A 21397-nucleotide genomic window follows, 5' to 3' on the forward strand; every position below is an offset into this window, starting at 1 on the left:
GGCTCACCTATTTTGAGACGCGACTTTACACTTGTTTCACTTTTTTTGATTTTACCAATCTGATATCTGCTGAAAAAGACACAGGCTGATTTTATGGCATTCCCGTTACTCGGCTTTCATCCAGTGTTGGAACAGAAGAAACTTGGGCCCTAGCCAGTTCAGCTAGATCCTCATCAATCCAGCGAACAAACCTGAATGTGGTGTTCGTATTTTCAATGTCCAATAACCAATGTAATATGCCACGGGAATGGGTGACCTGAGTATGCGTTATCAAGGCAAGCCGCGTGCTGCCGTCATTCATCCGCACATTAGCGGGAGTATTCCGATGGATATCAATGGTAGCACCAAAGGGGACGATTCCCGGAGATTGATCGCCGATGGCTAGAATCTGCTGTTCATATCGAGTCCATTGTTCTTGGAACCAAGTGCTCCAGGTATTTCTGTTGTTATTGGCTAAACTTTCCCAATACTGTTGCAGATCCCTGAGTTCTTGGTCTGAAATTGTATCACGATTGGTCTTATTTTCTCTGAGATACCGTATTTCTCGCCGGGCGGCCCTCTCCATAGCTTCCGTGATGATTACAAAAAAATTAGTGGGCTGAGTACCGGCATATGCGCTATCGATAGCCTCATTACCTAAACTTTTTGCTGCCTCACCTATCGCATTTCCAATGTTGGTGGCCGTACTGCCGGCAAGGTTAATTCCAAATCGTGCAAATCCACCGGCCACCACACCTCCAAAACCGGGCACGATGAGGGCCATCGTCATTGAAAAAATAGTTTTAGCGACATTTGCATCTGCTGCATTGGCCGCGGCAATAGCCTGTTCGGCCAGGGTTGCCCCAACATTATATTCGGTATGGGTAGTCCCCATTAAGTCTGAAATTTCTTCTACCATATTCCCCCGTTCGTCATCCGTCATAGGGTTGAATTGAATGATCGCCCCCGGCAACTCCTTCGCGGCAATATCTGTCTTCTTCCCTTTCTGCTGTTCAACATGGGTTAGTTCGTGAGCCAGTAAGTGTTTGCCTTGATGAGAATTAGGATTGTATTGATTATAGTTGAAATAGATGTCATTGCCATGTGTGAATGCCCGTGCTCCCAAATTTTCATTCAACTCTGCAGCCCTGCCATTAGTGTGCACCTGCACGTCACTGAAATCACTTCCCATTTTGGCAGACATCTCCTGCTGAATATTGGACTCTAAAAGAGTTCCTGAACCTTTTGAGGAGTTAATTTTTTGGGAGATTTCACCTGAAACCTCTGATGCTCCTTGGTTACCTGCCTCTGAGTTAAATTTCATTTGCAACTCCTCTTCCTCCTCCATCAGCTGCATCTGTAACTGTTCTTCTTCCTCTTCTTCCACAGGCTGCATTTGTAGTTCTTCTTCCATGGCTTGCATCTGCACCATTTCTTCTTCCTCTTCTTCGATGGGTTGGCGCAGAAGTTGTGGATTGGGCATCCGCATCACGCTGTCGGCCACGCGGTCGGCTTCCTGCTCGTACTTGTCGCCGGGTTCCCCGACCTTTAGACTCGGTTGCAGCAAGGATCCGTTGTCCGCGCCCAGAGAGCTGGTGTGATTGCTATTACTAGACAACATTTTGAATAAAGGGGCCATTATGTTCAGGTTTTTCTTTTTGGTATTTATTTATATGAACTACGATCTGCCATCATATTTCAGATGTAATTATGGGGCATTCGAAACCTCGTCAAGGTATACCTGCATAATCCACCCCACTTGGTTATTAAGTTCTACTTTCCACCATTGGTAGATTTCATCCGTATTATTAAATGATTCTCCGCTGCCTTTCTCCAGCAATTTGACCTTAGTTCCTTTTGCAAGCTTCGAAATAAGAGAACGTTTATCACTCCAGTGCAGTGGATCTGAGACAAACCAAACATTATCCGCATTGACAAGCAGCTCAGGATTCCCTTTTACAGGCTTTGAAGCGGGCGGGCAACAGTTGCAGTATTCTTGTTGCCTTTGCTTAAACGATCCCCAGCTACCCCAAGGCAATAAGTTTTCTGCCTTTACCACCGCTTTTAAGCATCTGAATTTGACATCAATTGGCTCACTGGACGCATTGCATACCTTCGCTGCATTCTTAATAAGCTCCTGGTCGCATTCTTCCCATTTTTGTTCCCACATATGAGACGGCCAGCAAGTCTGGTAACATTTATCGTGAATATCACATGGTAGTTTAGGGATAAAGCTTTGCGGTTTTGTACCATGGATGGAAGTATCGGAAAAGTGTGTATCAGTTCCATCAGCCGGATTATCTTTATCCTGACCGATCGAGAGCCACTTAGGCACGCTGCATCCATCATATTCATTCATCCTGTTGGTGTTTTTGGCCCTGTCCGGGCAATCCTCCAGACTTGTTATCGGATTTTGACGCGTCAATTGGCCATTGATACAGCAATAATACTTCGGATTATATTCTATATTATTGCATTTAGGTTTTGGATGAGCTTTGCGTTGGATCTGTTTTGAGTTGCCTGGGCTTTGCTGTATAACATAAGTCAGCTCATGGGCCAGCAAATGCTTTCCCGTAGCGGTACCAGGTGAGTATTGATGCTGATTAAAGTAGATATCACTTCCATAGGTAAACGCTTTAGCCCCCAGTGAATCGGTCATTTCGGCCGATTTTGAATCAGTATGCACTTTTACATCACTGAAATCGGCCACCATTTTGGTAGACATCTCTCGCTGCACCTTGCGAGGTAACCTATGCCCGCCTCCAGTTGACGATTGAAGCTGATTGTTTATTTCCCGGGGCGCGTAATCGGGACCATTTTTGGGGTTTGAACCAGATTTAGCCTGTAGCAGCTTTTCACGGCACTCGGGGCAGTCAATGGGTTTTCCCTGCCTGAAATGGTCCTGGCATCGCGGGCACATTTGATCTATTCCGTGAGACTGTTCCTCCTGCACAGCGATTGGGCGCATCTGGATTGCTTCTTCGTCCTGCATCACGTTCATTTGGAGCTCCTCATCCACTGGCTGCTGCTGAATGTGATGGTTGGGCATCCGCATTACCCAGTCGGCCACGTGGTCGGCCTGCCGTTCATATTTATCTCCGGACTTGCCGCCCTCCAATTTGGGCTGGATAAAGTGATTACCCGCCAGGCTGGCTGGTTGATGGGATATCGGCTGGAAAGGTGCTGCTGTCCCCATAGTAGGGCCTCATGTCAAATGGTTCTGCGGTTTTTATGGTACTCCCGTTTTATCCCGGCCATGATGTCAGCCAGGTGGATCTCGTTGCTGTCGCGGCCCAGTGCACGGAGCGAACTGTGCTGAATAATATTCACAATGGTGCCGCCGGCCAGTTCATACTCATTGGCAATGGCCGACAGGTCAATCTTGTCTTCCAGCCGGACGGCCTTACTGAACCCATTTTCCCATAGTGTTAATCGCTCTTTTATACCAGGCATGGGAAAGTGGACCATCAGCTGCAGCCGCCGAAGGAAGGCGTTGTCGATGTTGTTTTTGAGATTCGAAGCCAGTATCACTAACCCATTATGATCTTCAATACGCTGCAACAGGTAGGAAACCTGCTGGTTGGCAAAGCGGTCATGGGCGTCTTTGGTGCGCGTGCGGTTGCCGAACAGCGCGTCCGCCTCATCAAAAAACAGGATCCACTCCTTGTTTTCGGCACGGTCAAACACTTTGGCCAGGTTTTTCTCGGTCTCCCCGATATACTTGGAAACGGTCTGCGAGAGGTCAATGCGATACACATCGCGTCCGGTTTTTTTGCCCAGCAGGCTGGCTGTCAGCGTTTTACCGGTACCCGGCGGACCGTAGAACAGGGTCTTGTAGCCGGGCTTCAGATTCTTCTCCATGCCCCAGTCCTTCATCAGGGTATGATGATTCAGGATCCAGGTTTCAATTTCCTTGAGTTGATCCAAAATGTTATCGCCCAGCACCAAATCCGTCCACTCCATGTTGGTAGTCAGAAGTTTGGCGGGAAATTCCGTGCTGAACTGCGGCTTGCGATACTCCCCGATCGTCAGCAGATCCAGCACCTCCTTGGAGATTTGCAGGGCGCCACTGAGCCGCGGTTCTCCGTTCTCCATATCCTCCAGCCACAGAATATTTTCTTTGGCAAACGTGTGGGTGCTGTCAAACAGTCGCTGGATTGAAAAACGCCGTTCCAGGTCGCTGCCTGCCAGGATGAAGGCAGCCGTTTCTCCTGTTGGAATAAACCCGAGGTGGTTTTTGCCCTTCTTGCCGCCAAATTCGGTGTACACCTGCTGAGTCTGCTGATTTTTGGCGAGGAACATATCCAACAATTCCGGTTTGATGTGGGGGACCATCGCCAAGATGAGCAAAAAGCGCTCTTCGTAGTCCAGGTTGTGCTGCCTCACGAATTGGCCATAAGACGATTCCCGGCCGTTAAACAACGGGGGCGTAATATCATAGACGTCGCCGTAGGGCGTCTCTTCGCCGCCGTTCAACTTTGAGCGTGTTTTAAGAATCTCCCGAAACCAAGAAAGCTCAGTTTGAATATCACGGGCGTTATGTAAAATTGATGAGGCTACCATTGTACGTGAATCAGGTGGTCGTTCCAGGGCAGTTTGATTATGGAGATGGGCCAAGGGAGCTGGTCGAGCAAAATATCATAACTGAGGCGTTCCACCTGCAGCTTCCAGCCATTTATATCGGGCGTCAGAATTCCATCTCGCTGCAGAAACGCGTCGCGGAATCCCTCAATGGAGGTGTTCTTGAGCGCATCCCAGTTGTTGATTGCAGCCTGAATCATCGCTTGGGCCTCATCCTTTTCCCGGTCGGTCAGTTCTATTTCATAGGGTACAAAGCTTTCCGGCGGCAGCCCGCAGAGCAGTTTGTTGAGCGGCCATTCGTGTTCTTCACCGGTGTTCTCACCTGTACTGACAAAGTGCAGCAGGTGTATGGCCCGGTGAACGGCCTGCTCATTGACGAATTCCTGTTCATCAACATACCCGAGCGTACTAAAAAGCCGGGCAAGGTTGGTCCAAAGCAGTACCAATCCCGCATTTTCGATCTCCAAAAATTGTTCGCGGCTTGTATGCCTCGATGGTTCCGAGGCAGACTTATTGCCGGAAGACACCGGCGGTATATCCGATTTGCCCGCTGACCCTGAACCCGAATCAAGATCAGTCAGGTCATACATTTCTTGCCATTCATCGGGTGTGAATAGCATTGTTGTTTCGGTAAGACTGCGGATTGCCCGCTCCATAATGTCCTGAGGCAGATCATGTGACTTTTCCAGGGCACGAATCGTATGGGCTAATGCAATTTTTTTATGCCGGGACGAAAAAGTTGCACTGCTTAATTCTCCGGCCCCCGATTTCTGTATACCGCTCAATTTATACACCCATAACTGCTCCAGCAGTGTTTCCAGGAAGGAATTTCGAAGCTGTCTCCACGGTACGGTTCTGTGCTGTTGGACATTCTGTTGATGAATCTCATCCTTGATCGACAGGTATAACTGAAACAGCTTCTCCAGTCGATGATGCATGAAGAATAACCGGAACTGCTGATCGGAGAATGAGTGAACGGTTCGGCTTCTGAAGGCTGCCTGTCCCAGTTCATTTCCCACAGCGGTGATCAGTGATTGGGCATCCTCCCGGAATTGCTCCCTGATCCATTGGTTTGTATCCCTGTTGGAATAAGGATTCCACCACGGTACCGACCCATGACGGAAGAAATGGATCAGCAGGTCCACCCGGCTTCTGGATTCTTGTTCGGCCAATCCCGTTTTACTGCCCGCTTCGCCAAAAGAGGGATCAAAATCATACATAGAGGCCAGTTTCAGCTTTTTGACCTCCTCTTTGAACTGAGTAAGCAGCCGATCAGTGAGTTCGTGATCCAACGCGCCTTTGTTGAGCACACCGATGTCGAGCTCCAGTTTATCCACGATCATGCGGCCCTGTTCTGGCGAAAGTTCATCGCACAGCCGGGACAGCGCGGGAATAATCTGCTCATGACAGATACGCGATACGCGCTCCTGGATCTCGCCGGCACTCTTCTGCTCGCCCAAGTGCAGGTCCATCACGCAGCTTCGGATGATATGTTTGTTTGAGGACTCGATCTATTTGAGCCTGAGGTTGCTTTTTACATTGCTTTGGAAATCCTGGCTGACATAGCCTTTGGATTTTTTCTCCCATGCTTCCATGGTCGTCTTCATGTCAATATCCTCTGATGCATTGAAGATGTTGGCCGACTCGTTCAACACATCCTTGGTGGTGCTGGTCAGGTCGTCCGGCTGGGTATAGGCCAGGCGATCCAGGTAGGCCACCGTAACGTTATTCAGTGCTTCCTTGTGGAGCTCTTTCTCAGCACCCTTGGTATTCTGGATTTGTTCAACCAACTCGTTGCGGACGTTGTTATACTCATTGTTCAGGCGCACGACGCTGATATCCTCCTCATCCGAGAACTCTTTCACCGCATTGGCGGCCTTGGTGATGGCCGTTACCTCCTCTTTACCCTCCAGCTGTACCAACTGGTCGGCCTTCGCCTTGGCATTATTCATGGATGTGGAGTAGTACTTCCTGATCTTCCGAACTTCTTCTTCCTGCTCCTGAATCTCCAGTGTTTTCACAATACGCTCGAAATTTATGATGATATCCTTTGCGGGACTCATCACAAAGTCTATGGAGTTGGTACCCGTCGTAATGTCCACCGTTTTTCGGGCATCTACATATCCCACAAATTTGGCGATCAGGGTCTGCTGGCCAATGGGGACATTAGACAGCGTGTAGTTCCCGTCGGAATTGGTCGTAGTACCCCGGTCGGTGCCTTCTACCACGATATTAACGCCCTGCAGCGGTTCCTGGTTTCCTTCCACTCCCACCGTAGTAACCGTTCCTGTTACCGTGCCTACCTGTGGCTTCGTCTGTCGCTGTACAGGGATAAAGATGGTGATGGTATCGCTGCCAACCGTTTCCTGGCGGTTCACATCCTGGATCTGGTAATTGAACTCGTCGATAATGAAAAAATCGTCGGTTCGCTGTATCTCGGCGGCCAGCTTCTGGGGATCCACATCATAAACCAGCATCTGCTTGGTTTTGGTGTTGTCCGGCTCGTAGGGATCATCACGGAAAATCGTGCTTCCAAAGTTGGGCTGGCTGGTAAGACTGGCTTTATAAATATCGGGATCATACAGGTCGTTGATGAGCTGAATCTCTACGCTTTTATAGCTGGAAATTTCGAGTGCATCATCTGTCATGGCGATGGCCGTCACAGGCGGCGCGAAGGGGTCGAGCGTAACCACTTCGGAGTAGATGTCCTCGCACGGATCGCAGCAGGTGAAAGGCAGGGTGAAGTCGGCGACCACGCGGCCTTCCATCTCCGAAACGACCTCAAGGTATTCATCCATATTAAAATCCATATTCTCAAAGTCGATATTGAACCCACCGAATGAGGCAAATCGCTCCGCGAACTCGTTACCATCTTCATCCCGCAGTTCATCAAACTGGTGGGGGAGCTGGTAAACCAGCAGGAAGGTCTGTCCCGGCGCCACGCCCGCTTTGTGCTCCACGCCCGGGTGATTGCCCCGGAAACGCGAAAGCTGCATCGCCTCCACCAGGGCCTCTTGTCGTTCCTGCAGGGTATCGTTGAGGACCCGGATGGTGATGTAGGGATAGATCGCCAGGAAGTTGACGATCCGGTGGATAATCCAGGCAAAGTAGAGATAGATCGTCATCATCACCCGGTACTGCGCGTTGGTGGCCATACTGGCCATCCATTTCATAATCTTGACGATAACCCGCAACACACATTTGTAATGATTGAGCCAGGTTGACATCTCAAAATCAGCGAAGTCCAGGGGCATCGCATCGATAAGCTGGTGGATACAGGTATTAAACGAGGCGAATAGCTCTCGGATTGACGTATCGGTATTGCTTTCAAAAGAGGCCGAAAGCGACACATTTTCCCGGCTGCTGGCTCGTTCAAAATTGTTCAACGTGGTGTACAGCCGGTTGGCGGATTCAGTAAATCGCGTGGGATCTGCCCCCATAAATACGTTCGTAAAGTCGGTAGTATTGACGTTGAAGGCGCTCCGCCTGGAAAAGCTTGCCCCGCTGGTCCTGAAGCCGGCTTCCTCTGCAGACATAAACATCGCCCGGTTGAGAACCGCCCGTTCCGTGGTTTTGCTGGCCTGTACAATGTTCTTGAGGAACAGCAGAATCTTGTTGCGCCAGATTGAATACTGTGGCTGCAGGTCTTCAATAAGGCAGGCGGGCATGGGATTTTCCTCCATCAAATCCCCGAAGTATACTTTCTTGATATCAAACGATAGGTTGTGCTCCGACTTCAGAATGTGGAGGCGTGCTTCCACCTGTCTCACCTGCTTGCTGATGTGCCCCTCAATACGCAGGAAGTTGTAGGAGTCCAGGTCGTAAAACAGTGGCGTTTTTATGGGATGAAAATCGTCGGTAGCAGTTTCATGATTGTCGTATGAAATCTGCTGGGGGTATTCGCTGCTTCGGCACTGGCGCTGCAGGTCAAAGTTCCAGTTCTCCTCCAGCGTGCCCAGCCCCTCGATGCTGCTTTCTCGTTTGGAATCATAATAATATGGGATAGCCCGCTCAGAAAGGGTGCTCTTTTTCTCGCAGCTGGGTGTTATTTTAATTTCCCGCTCCGAGGTGTCTTTCAATCGCCCCAGGTCAAAACTTTCCCACAGCAACACTAATCGTTTGTGCAGCATCTGTACTTTTTCAGCCATGTAGCGCTGATCACTGAAGGCCGGGGAGGCCACAAATTCATTGCGGTATTCGACCTCGGCACAGAGCCCGCCGGCTTGTTCGCAGGCCAGGCCCAGCAGCAGGTGTTTGGGGAAGCGAGTCATATCAGGGCAGCAGGCCCCGCTCAGCTCCATGGCCGTCATGCGGAATTCTTCGTAGGCCAGGATCAGATCCTTGACAAAATCGTAGAAATATTGAACGCCATAAATCGACTCCGAAAATGAGCTGTAGGCATCACGGTACTCTTCCAGCTGCTCCCTGGTATTTGTGATCGCCTCCATTTCAAATGGATTCTGTTCGTTATAGAGATCCTCCAGCACCGGTGAATACACGGAATATGATTTGATCATCGCATCATACAGCGGATCCCACACCTCGTCAACCGCCTTCAGGTATTCGCTTGCCATGCCGATATAAAAAAGGGTGGCTGGAGTTGCGGGCTTAAGCAGTGGGCGACGAACTTGAAGAACGGGCAGTTCATATTTATCGGGATATGCCTCATCCAGCATGCCGCCGTTTAGACGTTCTTTCACCTTGTTGTTGTACTCCTCTTCGGTGATCACGAGTTTCCGAAGCGTCAGGATTCGGTCGATACCCAGCTCGTCACAGCTTTTGCCCAAGCACGATTTCAGGTCCTTGTCATAGCATTCCAGGAACAGTAGCACAATTTTGTCAGACAGAAATTCCGCGTTTAGATCAGTGACGTCTTCCTCCTCTTCAGGATCTATATCCGCTTCGGCCGTCAGCAGCTCGTGTAGCTCCACATCCTGAAGCTGAGTCAGCGGATCTTCAAACGGCGGGTAACTGACGGTGTTGGGCTTCGAATAGGTGCGATATTGTGTAGTCACGCATTCGCCGATGGTAATCAGGTACCCTTCGGAGGTGACGCCCACGCCTTTTGTAATCGTCAGCTCATCCTGGTCGTCGTTGCAGATGATATCCATGCCGCACACCACGCCGATACCGATCAGGCTGACGCGGGTCAGGCGTGTTTGCTGGTCCAGGTAGTTATGCATCTGGTTCAGCTGGGAGCTGGTAAGAACCTGGTTATCTTCAAATACGGGATAGTTCTTGATTAAGGTACTCATGGCATCAGTGATTAAAAGGTTCCTAAAATAGTATTGTTCAGTATGATGGCGCCTTCCAGTGAGTCATCATCTTCACAATTGTGCAGTGTGCCCGTGGGATACACGTTGCGCATGCGGGTGAGTATGTCAATCAGCTCATCCAGTGCTTCGGATACGGAATCCGGGCTGGCCTCCCGCGTGTTGGTGGCGATCAGCCATTGTTTGTATTTTTCCTCAAACTCGGCCATATGTTCGCAGTTTATCCAGCAGACGTTCAGAAATACGTGTGCGGGCGCTTCCATGCGGAGCCTTTTTTCGGCAAACTTCCGGAAATCCATATCGATAAATCGCCCGGGCCAATAGGGCACCACAACGGTGGCGATGTGGGAATAGGGATCGGTGATCTTGCAGGATTCGCACTCTTCCTGGTCCAGGTGGATTGGCAACAGGCGATCCTGGACAAGCTGCTCCACCTTGTAAATAGTGATAATAACCTCATCACTTTCCTCATCCTCAGACTCCTCGGCAGTAGCCACCAAATAGTTACCATCATGGGCTGCATCCTGGGATCCCTGTATTTCAATATGAAAATCTGATTCCAGGGCAGCTGCATCCAGATCAGAAACAGTAATCGTATGATCGGCGGCCGTAACGCTGTCGATCGTGACTTTTTTGCGGAATGAGAGCATGCCGGCCCCGAACGGATCATCCGGCAGATCAAAAAGGATGACATCTTCGCCTTCAGCAGTTTCCACTTCAATCACGGTGTTGCCATCCTGCAGGCTGACCGATTTTTTCAAAAACTCTCCGTCGTTAAAGCTGCCGCCGCCAACGATGATCTGGTCGCCCTCAATCTCCGCCTGGATGTCACCCGCCACAGTAAAGGTGTTGGCTTCGGCATCCGCTTCTTGGATGGGTACCGTTTTCCAGAAAAAGAGGTCGCCCAGCGGAGTTGCACCCTCGTCCAGCACGGGTTCCTCAATATCCACAAACAACATCTCATCCGTCCGCGGGCGTAGCAGGATATGCTCCACCACGTGGAAGCCTTCACAGGAAAAGAATTTTTCAGTTACGAAGTTGATGGTATCGGTAATCGCCTGCTCATCCTTGCCGCCTTTTATGTAAAAAGCGCTGCCACCGATATCCACATCGGTAATTTCATAAGCTTTCCGCAACGCACCGACGGTTTCATCCTGCGTAAAGAGTTCATTCACTTTCAGGTAAATTTTATCGGTGGAGTGACGAATGGACTGAACCGTATAAAAGCCATCGTTACTTTCGGTGCCGGTCAGGTGGATGGCATCGCCCTCATAGATTTCCGGGTCGATTTCAGTGAGGATGATATTCCGGGTGCTTTTTTCAATAAAGGACACATCATAGCTGTCGCCAAACATCAGGTGCCCGTCAAAAATGGCGGTGGGTGGAGCCGGATCGACCTCAACCTCTACATTCGGACCTAAATCTACGGCCGTGGCATTGATGATGTCGTACTCACCGTCATTCCCGGAGGAACCCGAAACCAGCAGTTTGGCCGGGATTAGTGCATTCATGGCATCGGCCAGCGCCGTATTGAAATCGCTCTCCACGCTCTGGGCGATATCTTCACCACGGTTGTTGTGAATTTTAAATAGGTAAGGCGAGGTAAAGGGCGCCTCATCCGGGTCAAAGTAATAGGTTCGACGGTGGGCAGCATGATTCACCAAATCCCAAAGCACGTCATGGAGAGCCTCTTCGGCCTTCTGCTGTACCTCTTCTTCGGGATCATCAGTTTCGGTTTCTCGCGTGACGGACCCGGTCAGCAGCTCCTGCTCTGCTGTAAATTCAAACGCCTTTTCGTACAGCGTATAGCTGATGGTGAATGTCGGCGGTTCCTCGGGCAGGGGCAACATGTCTACCGTAATTTCGTAGTCGATGTAGTTGGTCAACGGGCAAGCCAGGTTTTTGCGGTTGGCCTCGGGATTTTCATACAGCTCGTCGGTAAATAGCTCAACGAGCTGGTCGATCACCGGATTGGGATCATCGGTTGGATCGCCGCTCGTCTCGTCATAATCCTGCCGCTCTGAGATAGCCAGCACTTCATCGTTGCAGGTCAAAACAAAATGCGAGCCGCCGCCATCCGTTGGACGAATCTCGAAATTATGCCGGAAGACGCCCACCACGATGATATGCTCCATCCGGGCCCGTGCTTCGCCCTCAGTAGCAAAATCCTGGTCAACGACCATCAGGGTGTTCGAGGTGCCATCGGTAATGCTTACCTGGAATACCCCGGGTGACGGATTATCGATAACCAGCTGCTCGCGGAACACGAGGTCTTCCGGTTCTTTGGGCGCCATCCCCAGTAGCAGTTCGCCGCGCTTGTCGAGACCCGCTACGTTATCGACGTGCCAGATTTTACAGGTGTCGCGGTAGTCAATGGCCATGCCGCGGCCACTGCTGAGTACCGGGTATTGGCCCAGGAATTTCAGCTTGTCGTCAATCAGCTCGCGCGGTGCTTTGGAGCCGGAAATTCTGGTGGCCAGCATGGCGTAGTCAGCAAACGATTCAGCAAAGCGGCCCAGCATGTGATCAAGAAACTTGTTCCGGCGCTTTTCAAAAAGCCGGGTGTCTTCAGTCATGAGCTGCAGCGTTTCTGAGTGATCGGTTGTATCGCGATATAGATAGTCATCGTCCGGGAGTACGCCCACCAGTGACTGCGTGTAATAGGTCTTGTCGATCAGCGTTGTTCCGACCTCGTCCTCCATTGTGAATAAGTACTTCACATTGGCGACTTGCGACAGGTAGTTGGCCAGGTACTGGTCGAACAGCAGCAGGTAGCCCTTCAGCTGCGCGACCTGTATTTTGCGCTGCTCCTGCTCGTCCAGTGTCAGTTCATCCATACCGGGGATGCCCTCCGAACCGACGCCATAGGCCAGGGGAAAATCCTCCCTGATACTTGTGTAATCTGCGGGATTGCGATAGCGCCCGGTCGGTACCGGCATATCCATCTTCGGGTAACGGATTTTCTGTTCCCGCTCGGCATCTCTCAGCTCCTTCATCAGCGTGTCAACTTCGGCATCGTTGGCCAGGAACGGCAGCTGTTCTTTGTAATAAGTCATCTTGGAGCCCTCCACATCCAGCCGCGGCACGTAGTTGTGATCGAAGGCCAGCTCGAGGCACCAGCGCACGCTTTTGGATTTGATGCCAAACTCGTTGTTCTGCGGCACATTGGCGATCTGGATATCCTTGACCGCAATAACGCCCTCCACGTCCATTATAATCTGGATCAGGTCCGACACGCGAATCACCTTCTTGCGGTCGGCCGCGGCCAGCTCTTCGTCATCGATGAAGCCGTGCTCCAGCAGTGGACCTTCAAAAATATGGTCGATCGTAAAGCACTCGTCCTCATCGAACCGGCCTTTGATCAGGTAGGCCTCCTCCTGCAGCTCCTCCTCAGGGAGTTCCTCCATGACCTCCAGGTCGAACTGGTTGACCTCATCGGGATTTTCATCCACGCAGTGCACGGTAAGCTCAATGGGACTCGTTCCCAGCCCAAACACCGTGATGGTATCATCCTTGACTGGGGGCGCCTCGTCCGCTGCTTCGATGGTGATTATCTTCTTGGCAGAATTGATATCTACGATGGAATATTGCGTATCAGCGTGACACTTGTTGCGCATCTCCTCCAACGTATAAAAATAGACCGTGGGCGAAAGGAATAGTTCGATGAGATGAAAAATGTGAGCCTCCACCTGCTCCACATCCGCCGATGCTTCGATCTCGATATCTGCACAAACGATGATCTCCTCCACACGCACCGCACGGAAGCGGAAGAAGTCCTCACAAAGATTCCGGTTGGCGTGCAGCCGCGCTTTAGCAGCCTCCACGATCTCGAAAATCTTGTTTACTTTTGCTATGTACAGCGCCAGCAGGCCATCTTCATCCCCATACAAAAAATCATTGAGCTGGTCGATGATATCTGTGATCCCGGCAATGGGGCTTGTGGTGGCGCCCTCGGTTTTATTGCCCTTGAGGATCACCTCGTTTAGGTTGGTAATCTCCGGCGTCAGGGTGTAATTGCCGGGCAAATTGTCGATGCTAACCTGGATCGACTGAATATGGCTGCGCACGCTGACGGGATTCGCCCAGTCGATATCCTGCGCGTCCCACGCTGGAAACTGGATTTTAAAATTGAACAAGATTCCCTCGAGCTCTTCCTCCAGGTCATGCTCGTAGAGCGTAAAATCTTCTTCAATCGTATTTTCGTTGAGGTCCCCAAACCGATCGCACTCATCAAATTCCAGCAGCACATCGTAAAGGGTCTTCACGTAGTAGCTTTCCTGCTCCGTTTTGCCCGGTACGGGATCCAGCGAGAGCAGGCTGTCTTTGCGATTGACAAAGATCTCCTGCTCGGCCTCATCTGATTTTTCCAGCCATGCATTCTTGATGCCGGCATACTTGCATTCCTCATCTTCCTCATCCACCACCTCCACATCAATAAGCAGCTTTCGGTAATCCTCGAGCGTAAGCGGGCGGTTGGGCAGGATCTGGGCGGCGGTGTAAAAGTTGCGCGGATCAGGATCGCTGTGGAACTCCTTGGCCAGCAGGTCTTTGATGTCAAAACTGGTGCGGTAGCCCAGGTCGGTCAGCGCATAGCTGAGCACCTCCAAAATGGTAATGCCCGGATCATGGGTGTTGTAGTCGGTCCACAGCTGACCGGCCAGCTCCTGGATGTGCTGGATGGCGAGCTCCCGCAGCGTGTCGTACTGCATGCTCTTTAGTTCGGGCGGCTGCTTCGATATGGTCAGTGAGCTGTTTTCCATGTTCTTGATTAATCTGTTTGCCGGACTATTCTCCGGGCAGTGATGTTATCTCTTCCTGGCAGCCGCAATCGTCGGCCGAAGCCCATTCGTCAGTACTCTTAATTTCGTTGTCCTCGCAGTCGCATTCTTCGCTGCCAAATGCGATCGCTGTAATGTCGTGGTTCTCTACGGATCCGAGGATCGAGACAGCCGTGGTAGCCTCGGCCTCGTCCACATCCTCATTGGGATCGATATCGCTGCTGCCTTCCACTTTGTGATACATCTTGAAGCAGGTGACGTAATCCACATAAGAGCGTTCCTCCACAAAATTCAGGATCATAGACTTGTGGATGCGCCCGCCAAAGGAGATATCCGCGCCGCAATCCGATGACCAGGGCGCCAGGAATTCCTTGATATCCTCATTCAATTTTTGCAGGTAGAAACCGGTGTCTGCAAAGCGGAACTGCACATTAAACTCCACTTGGATCTCTTCATAAATCGGATTCTTGACGTGCAGCTCCACACTTTCTGAGATGATGGTCTGCAGGTACTCATCGATCTGCGTGAGGGTGTCCAGGCTGGTCATGGGGCGGAGCTTGTCCACCGCGTTTTGATTCTGCACGTTGGATACCACGATGCAGGTGACGTGCCCGGGTGCAATTTCGGAGTAGTCGGACAGGTTGCCCTCAAAACGGGTGTGATTGATGCATTTCACTTTATACACGGAGGGAAACTGCTGCAGGACCAGGTGCTCATAATCCCAGATGGCGATGGCGCGCTGTTTGTGGCGCAGCCGTTCGCTGGTGCGCGTGTAAAAGGCAGATTGCTGCTCTTCCATCTTCCCGCCAAATGAAGCGTAAGGCTGTATCACGCTGTCGATGGCCGAGTTACTCCGCTGCAGCTTGCTGATGGTCTCCGCCTCCAGCGGATTTTCCAGGTGATCGGGATCGTTGCCCTGGTCCTCAAACTCAGCGAGCACGGCCTGCGCCTGCACATCAATCAGCCGGCAGATGGCATCCGCGTTATTTGGCACCGAGGCCTTGAGCCAATGCTGCCCCGACGGCAGACGCGTGTTGTTGCTAGTCGCATCTTTCGGGATAGCAAACTGGATGATCCCGGAGGTGAGCAACCCGTTGGTGGTGTTGATCAAAATCTCTTTATCCTTGTCGAACGGCTTCCATTCATTGTTGGACAGGTAGCTCCACTCTATACCGGGATGCGTTTTTACGGGATTGGCGCTGCCCTCCAGCACCTGGAACAGCACCGAAAGACTCTGCGGCGGCGTCATATTGCTGATACCGATATACAGGTTGCCCTCGTCGATACGATATGTTTCCGCATTGTTAAATCGCGGCAGTAGGTAGGTGTTGGATTGCGTCGTATCGATCTGCCAGGCGCCAAACGGCTCGATATGGAAAAACTGCTCGACGTTGCTTTCTTCGCCCGAGAGGGGAAAACTCACCTCAGATTCGTAGTCTACAGACAGGTTCTGGATCGTGGGTGTGTAGGGCTGATTGGGCAGGCTTCCCGTCCCTCCGTCGGCCAGGTCAATCGCTTTTTCTGCATAGGAATTGGGAAACGCTTTGTGCCCGAAATCCTGGTTTTGTAAGGTAATACGCAGGAATCCCTTTTTAGTATCGACATTGAAATCGGTAAATGGCTGTAACTTAGTTTGCCGTGGTATGGCATTCAGTTCCGGGTCGGACGAGGTTCCCACAATAATTTTACTGGGATCGGCGTCAGGAGCCGGGAGTGTGGCAAAAGTATATATGGAGTTCCCGTCGGGGTCTGTTAACAGGCGGGCATCATCTTTCAGTGTCTCCCATTTCTTTTCGTGAAGAAGGCTGATGTCGATTCTGAACTCATCATTGCTTCTGTATACAAACCCTGTATGATCATTATATCCCAAATAATGAGAATAAAACCCGTAGGTACCTTGTGGCAATTCATTCCATTTGAAATGAATATCGAGTGATGTCAGCTTTTTCTGGAAAACTTCCCAGCTGCCGACGTAAAAATTGCTGCCCAGGTAGGGTTGATTCCCAAACGGCAGAAATGGTTTGCTGGCATCGAGCACGGCTTGGTCGTTTTGCAGCACCAGGTTTTTGACGCCGTCCACGTCAACGGAGATCGTCACGCTGCCGGCCAGTCGTTCTTTAAAATATTGATAGGTAAAGGGATCGTTTTCCGCCTCGGTATTAAGCAATACCTTGATGATCGGCCAGTTGGTGGAATAGGGTTCTCCCAGTACTTCTTGGTTGTAGCGTACGACGGATGGATCTTCAGCTCCCAGCTTGCACACAAATTTCAGGTATGGATCGCCACCATCGGTCCCACTCTCGGCATCATCGGGATCTGCGGGAATCCACTCCTCTTCTCCGCTGAACAGGAACTTGAAATCATCCGCACTTAGTGTATCAGTAATCTCCTGGTCCAGGTCAAAATTCAGTGTGATGGTCCGGTCACCCTCCGCCAGGAACAGGATGGGCGAGGCGATGGCAAATCCTATTTCGGCCTGCTCGCGGTCGGGAACCGGCGGGGAGGTGTCTTTCGAGAACTGTGGTTCTCCAAAGGTGCGCCAGCTCATGTTCTCCGTTTCTATGTCAGCTCCGAGTCCATCGGCTGAGTTGGCCGTAGGGGACTTGAAAATACGATGATCGACCAGTGGATCATAATCCAATTCTGTGCTGAAACGGTCATTAACATCTATAAAAACCGATTTAAGTGAAGTGATCTCCGCTTTGCCAACCACCAGGTCCCGTTTCAGCTTGTAAATGCGCTCCACGCCCAGCGCATCCTTGCCGGCCTTCAGAGCGGTGCCTGCTTTCACCAGGTGCTGATCCACATGCTTGGCCAGCTTGAATATGATGGCCACCTGGTCGGGCACGGCGGGTTTTTCCTTGAGCTGCAGGACGTCGCGATAGTAAAACTCGAGGTGCCGGCGGGTTAGCGTATTAAGGTCATCCTGTGCTGTCTGGAACATGTACAGGAATCCGAGAAAAAGGGCGATATGGGGATCGGTCTCCCCGGTCTCCTTAAGCTGGGCGATGAAATCTTCCAACGAAAATGACGACCAGTCTTCATCGGTAAGCTTGAAAAAGACATCCCACTGCCCGTCATCTGATGTGCTGCTGGACTCAAAATAATTGACCTCACCGGTAAATTTTCGGGCGAAGTTGACCAGGTCCTTCATACTGCGCTCATCCACCGGCACATAGGAGGGGAGCAGCGTCTTCAGCAGTCGCTGACGTTGGCTGGTGCCATCGCGCACCAATGGATTTTTTGACAGACAGTGTTCACTCATTGTTCAATATCGGTTCCTTCATTCAGGTAAAACGGGAAGACCAGGTTAGCCCGGGTGTTGGTGGCAATGATGGTATATTCGATGGTGACTTCGATAAATCCGGTCAACGACTCCTGCACGGCTTCTACATTTTCTACAAAAACACGGGGTTCATGCAGCAGGATCGCCTTTTTGATCTCCTCGCCTACCAGCGTAGCGGTGGAAACATCCAGCGGCTCAAACATCAGGTCGTGGACAGTTGTGCCGTAGTCGGGACGCATCACGCGTTCGCCCCTGGTCGTGGAGAGCAGAATCGTCAGGCTCTCTTTGATATCACGCTCGTATTGGCTGAGATTCGCCGATCCGTTTTTAAACTGCACGGGGAATTTCCAGCCCCGCCCCAGAAATGCTTTGCCCTGTTCTTGCTGCTTTGCCATCGTATTTATCCTATAATTACGGTTGGTTCTCCCAATACAGAAGCCGCCCCACAGCCACACACATCCCCGACCCGGATGGCCGGCTTCCCTTCGATAAGTACCGTGGCACTACCCATAGAAAATGGCGAAGGGGGGTGCGGTCCAGCCGGTGACGGTGGAATGGGACACACATGCATGTCCCCGGCCACGGCTGCCGGCATCCCGCCGATCAGCACCGTGGGGGCGCCTGGTCCTACTATGGTACCGCCGTGATTTGTGACATCTCCTAGTTTTGCAGCTGGTGGCATAATGAGGTTGTTTTGATTTACAAGGTAGTGGATTGTTCTTGCTCTATGTTTATGATCTCTTTAAATCTCTTCTATTGTCCCCCTTTGAGAGACTGTGAGAAAATTGGATGTCAAATTTTTCTCGTACTTATTTTTTTAACCGCAAAGACCGCGACGTGAGCGCGAAGGTCGCAAAGGAGCTTTTTTCGCGCCTTTGCTGATCCTCTGCGCCCCCTGCGGTTGATTTTCTTGAACTGTTTTAATTTGCACTTGAATATTTTCACAGCCTCTTGAAGGGGATGCAGGGGGATGACCCGCCACAAAAGGCATATTCGATTACTTCACTAATTTTACCGGAATATCTTGCTAAGCCATGTTGTTTAGTTAATTTGAACAATAGATCCTTTGATCACAGCCGATGCACTGCTCGAGAGTTCGGCTCCAGAGGCACCTTCGGCCTTAAACTGCATGTTGGCCTTTTGGTTTATGTTGTTTCCTTCGATGGTAATATCGCCGCTGGCCTTAATCGTGATATCGCCAACACTCTCCAGGGAGATCGCCGAGGAGTCCATCACTACTTCATTTCCATTTTCATCGGTGAGGGAGATACTTCCTTCATCGTCGCTGATGACTACTTTGTTACCGTTTGGTGTTTCGATGGTAACGCTCTTCTTGTCATCATCAAACAGCAGTTTTAGCTCATCACGTGTGATGATGCCTTTTTCATTGTTCTCTTCCGTGGCAGTGATCGGCGCAGGCTTGGCACTGCTGTTCATCATACCGAGGACTACCGCGTCACGAGGATCGTCATTGATGAAGCCCACGATAACTTCATCTTCTACCTCGGGACGAAAAAAGGTGCCTCTGCTGTCCCCGGCATCAAGTGTGGCCACGCGGGCCCAGATACCGCTATCTTCCGGATCAATGATCGGCACGCGCACCTGCACGCGGTCTTCGCCGTCAGGGTCGTCGTGGATGGCGGTCACCACGCCCACCTGCAATCCGTGAATACCCGGCAACAAGCCGGATGAAGGCTTTTCCATAACGTTATTATACAGCTCAATCAGCCACTCCGGGGAGAGCCCGATCTGGATGTCGGTATACCAGCTGGAATCCAGCCCGTAGTAATGCCCCACCGCCGATACAAACGCCACGCCGTTAAATCGCTCGCCCAGCCCGCCGAGCTCGACGACGTCACCCGGCTTAATTTTGGAAAGTCCAAGGATGCGGATACGACCACGAATTTTGGCCAGCCGGCTGCGCAGGAACCGGGCGTCCACCCAGCTCTGCATCTCCTCACCTTCCACCTTGCCACTATGTTGGTAGGGCAGCTGGTCCAAGCCGATGACAGAGGCGAGGTCGCTGGCATTCACATTACCCTGTTCCGGCAGGCCTGGATCGGTGGCTTCCGACTCAATCACCGACTGCTGGGCAAAATCCCATGACTTGCTGGTAATGCCGCCAAACTGATCGCGGGCATCCATTTCAGCATCAAACTCGTTGATGTTCTGACCGTAGACCAGCTCTGCTACCGGCTCGCCGGCCAGTGATGGGGCCTTGACTGAAATCGTCCCGTCATCCACAAACACCAGCTTGCCGTTGGCCTCTGCACGGGTCACCATAAAATCCCAGTCAGTGCAGTGATACTGCACCATCTCGGCGTGGGTTACACTCGTCGTTTCCACATCCGCCGAAAGACCATATTCACCGATAATTTCCTGGATAATGTCGCTGTCGGTCAGTTCCTTGAAATACTTGTTCTTGCGGCCCACCGTCATTTTTATAGCCGGATCCTTAAGCTCTACAGTAAGCTGGGATGATGCCTTGTACTGGCTTTTAATCCCGTGTTTAATCACAATGCCCGAAAAAACGGTTTCCTGCTCATCGCGGTAGCCCATCTGGATTTCGATCTCGGCGCCGGGTACGAACTCTTCACGGTTGCTGGTCGGAAAATCTTCGTTGGGGATATCTCCATCTTTGAGCACCAGCTGAGCGGTGGGAATTTTATTGACCGACTTGCTGATGGAAATGGAGTGCACCACAAAATCATAGGACAACTCTGTCCCGTTTGAGAGTATCGTGAAACGGGGATTGTCGATGACACCGGTATTTAGCAATCGGTTTAGCATCAGTCGCTCTGTTTGTCAATGGGCGGCAGGATGAGCTCCGTGCCCGGGGTTACATTTCGGATGTTGGTGATGCCGTTCAACTCGGCAATCTGAAGGTAGTATTTGGTATCGCCGTAGACTTTTTCGGAGATCAGCGGCAGCGTTTCTCCGGCTTTCACTACTCGCACGTGGGTTAGGTCAGAGGAGAACAGCTTGTCAAGCGCAGCCTGCAGTACGCGGGGGCGGTCGCCCTTGAACGTAGCATTGATCTTGGCGCGCAGTGGTCGCCCGGTGGAGTTGAACATCATATACTCGATGTCGGCACTGACCATCCGGCAGTCAAAAATGAAGGTGCCCCACACCAGCGTCAATTTCGGCGGCTGGTGCTCCTGTGGATCGCGTTCGTGGGTAAGCTGCAGGAACAGTTCTATCTGGGCATCTACGCCACCCAGCTGCTTGGCCACTTCTCCCTGGATGGAGTTGACCGACCCGCCGGTGGCATCAAACAAAAATTCAAAAGATACCTCTTTCCCTTCAATACGATCAAAGGCAAGCTCCTCGGCGCTGTCGCCGGGCTGGGTTTGGGACTGGTAAATGGTTTGAATGCTGGTGGAATATCGCTCCGGGTTGTACATTACCGGGAAGGGGCGCGGTAGACCCTTGGGATTGCCATCACTGTCGGTGGCAAAGGAAAGAATCATCATTTTTGCAAGCTTTCCATCCATAGCGTC

Annotated in this window: 11 protein-coding genes; all 11 read right to left on the reverse strand. The window is 51.3% G+C overall.

The window, feature by feature from the left end; genetic code table 11:
- Positions 1-91: 91 nt before the first annotated feature.
- Positions 92-1618: a DUF4157 domain-containing protein gene (locus tag NC796_RS05680; protein ID WP_310682886.1), complete on the reverse strand. Its 1527-nt coding sequence runs from the start codon at positions 1616-1618 to the stop codon at positions 92-94.
- A 69-nt stretch (positions 1619-1687) separates the two neighbouring features.
- The gene (locus tag NC796_RS05685; RefSeq protein ID WP_310682888.1) at positions 1688-3175 is read right to left on the reverse strand and encodes a DUF4157 domain-containing protein; all 1488 of its coding nucleotides are present in this window, start codon (positions 3173-3175) and stop codon (positions 1688-1690) included.
- A gap of 14 nt (positions 3176-3189) precedes the next feature.
- On the reverse strand, positions 3190-4542 hold the full coding sequence (locus NC796_RS05690) for an ATP-binding protein (protein ID WP_310682890.1): 1353 nt from the start codon (positions 4540-4542) through the stop codon (positions 3190-3192).
- A complete protein-coding gene (locus NC796_RS05695; RefSeq protein ID WP_310682948.1) occupies positions 4536-6032 on the reverse strand; it encodes a contractile injection system tape measure protein in 1497 nt (498 codons plus the stop codon). Before NC796_RS05695 ends, NC796_RS05690 begins: the two co-directional genes overlap by 7 nt.
- 39 nt (positions 6033-6071) lie before the next feature.
- Positions 6072-9815: a carboxypeptidase-like regulatory domain-containing protein gene (locus tag NC796_RS05700; protein WP_310682892.1), complete on the reverse strand. Its 3744-nt coding sequence runs from the start codon at positions 9813-9815 to the stop codon at positions 6072-6074.
- Positions 9816-9826: 11 nt separating this feature from the next.
- On the reverse strand, positions 9827-14593 hold the full coding sequence (locus NC796_RS05705; RefSeq protein ID WP_310682894.1) for a hypothetical protein: 4767 nt from the start codon (positions 14591-14593) through the stop codon (positions 9827-9829).
- Positions 14594-14618: 25 nt separating this feature from the next.
- Positions 14619-17876 carry a baseplate J/gp47 family protein gene (locus NC796_RS05710; RefSeq protein ID WP_310682896.1) on the reverse strand — a complete coding sequence of 1086 codons (3258 nt, stop codon included), beginning with the start codon at positions 17874-17876 and terminating at the stop codon, positions 14619-14621.
- Complete coding sequence (locus tag NC796_RS05715; RefSeq protein WP_310682898.1) at positions 17873-18292, reverse strand: GPW/gp25 family protein; 420 nt, start codon at positions 18290-18292, stop codon at positions 17873-17875. The genes NC796_RS05710 and NC796_RS05715 overlap by 4 nt, the downstream gene beginning before the upstream one ends.
- 5 nt (positions 18293-18297) lie before the next feature.
- Positions 18298-18579, reverse strand: a complete 282-nt coding sequence (locus tag NC796_RS05720) for a PAAR domain-containing protein (protein WP_310682900.1) — start codon at positions 18577-18579, stop codon at positions 18298-18300.
- A gap of 359 nt (positions 18580-18938) precedes the next feature.
- Positions 18939-20687, reverse strand: coding sequence for a type VI secretion system tip protein VgrG (gene vgrG, locus NC796_RS05725; protein WP_310682902.1), 1749 nt, complete (start codon positions 20685-20687; stop codon positions 18939-18941).
- Positions 20687-21391, reverse strand: coding sequence for a LysM peptidoglycan-binding domain-containing protein (locus tag NC796_RS05730; RefSeq protein ID WP_310682904.1), 705 nt, complete (start codon positions 21389-21391; stop codon positions 20687-20689). The genes vgrG and NC796_RS05730 overlap by 1 nt, the downstream gene beginning before the upstream one ends.
- Positions 21392-21397: the final 6 nt, after the last annotated feature.

Origin of the sequence: Aliifodinibius sp. S!AR15-10 (genome assembly GCF_031569985.1) — a bacterium.
In the GTDB taxonomy this organism is placed as follows: Bacteria; Bacteroidota; Rhodothermia; order Balneolales; family Balneolaceae; genus JAMQKA01.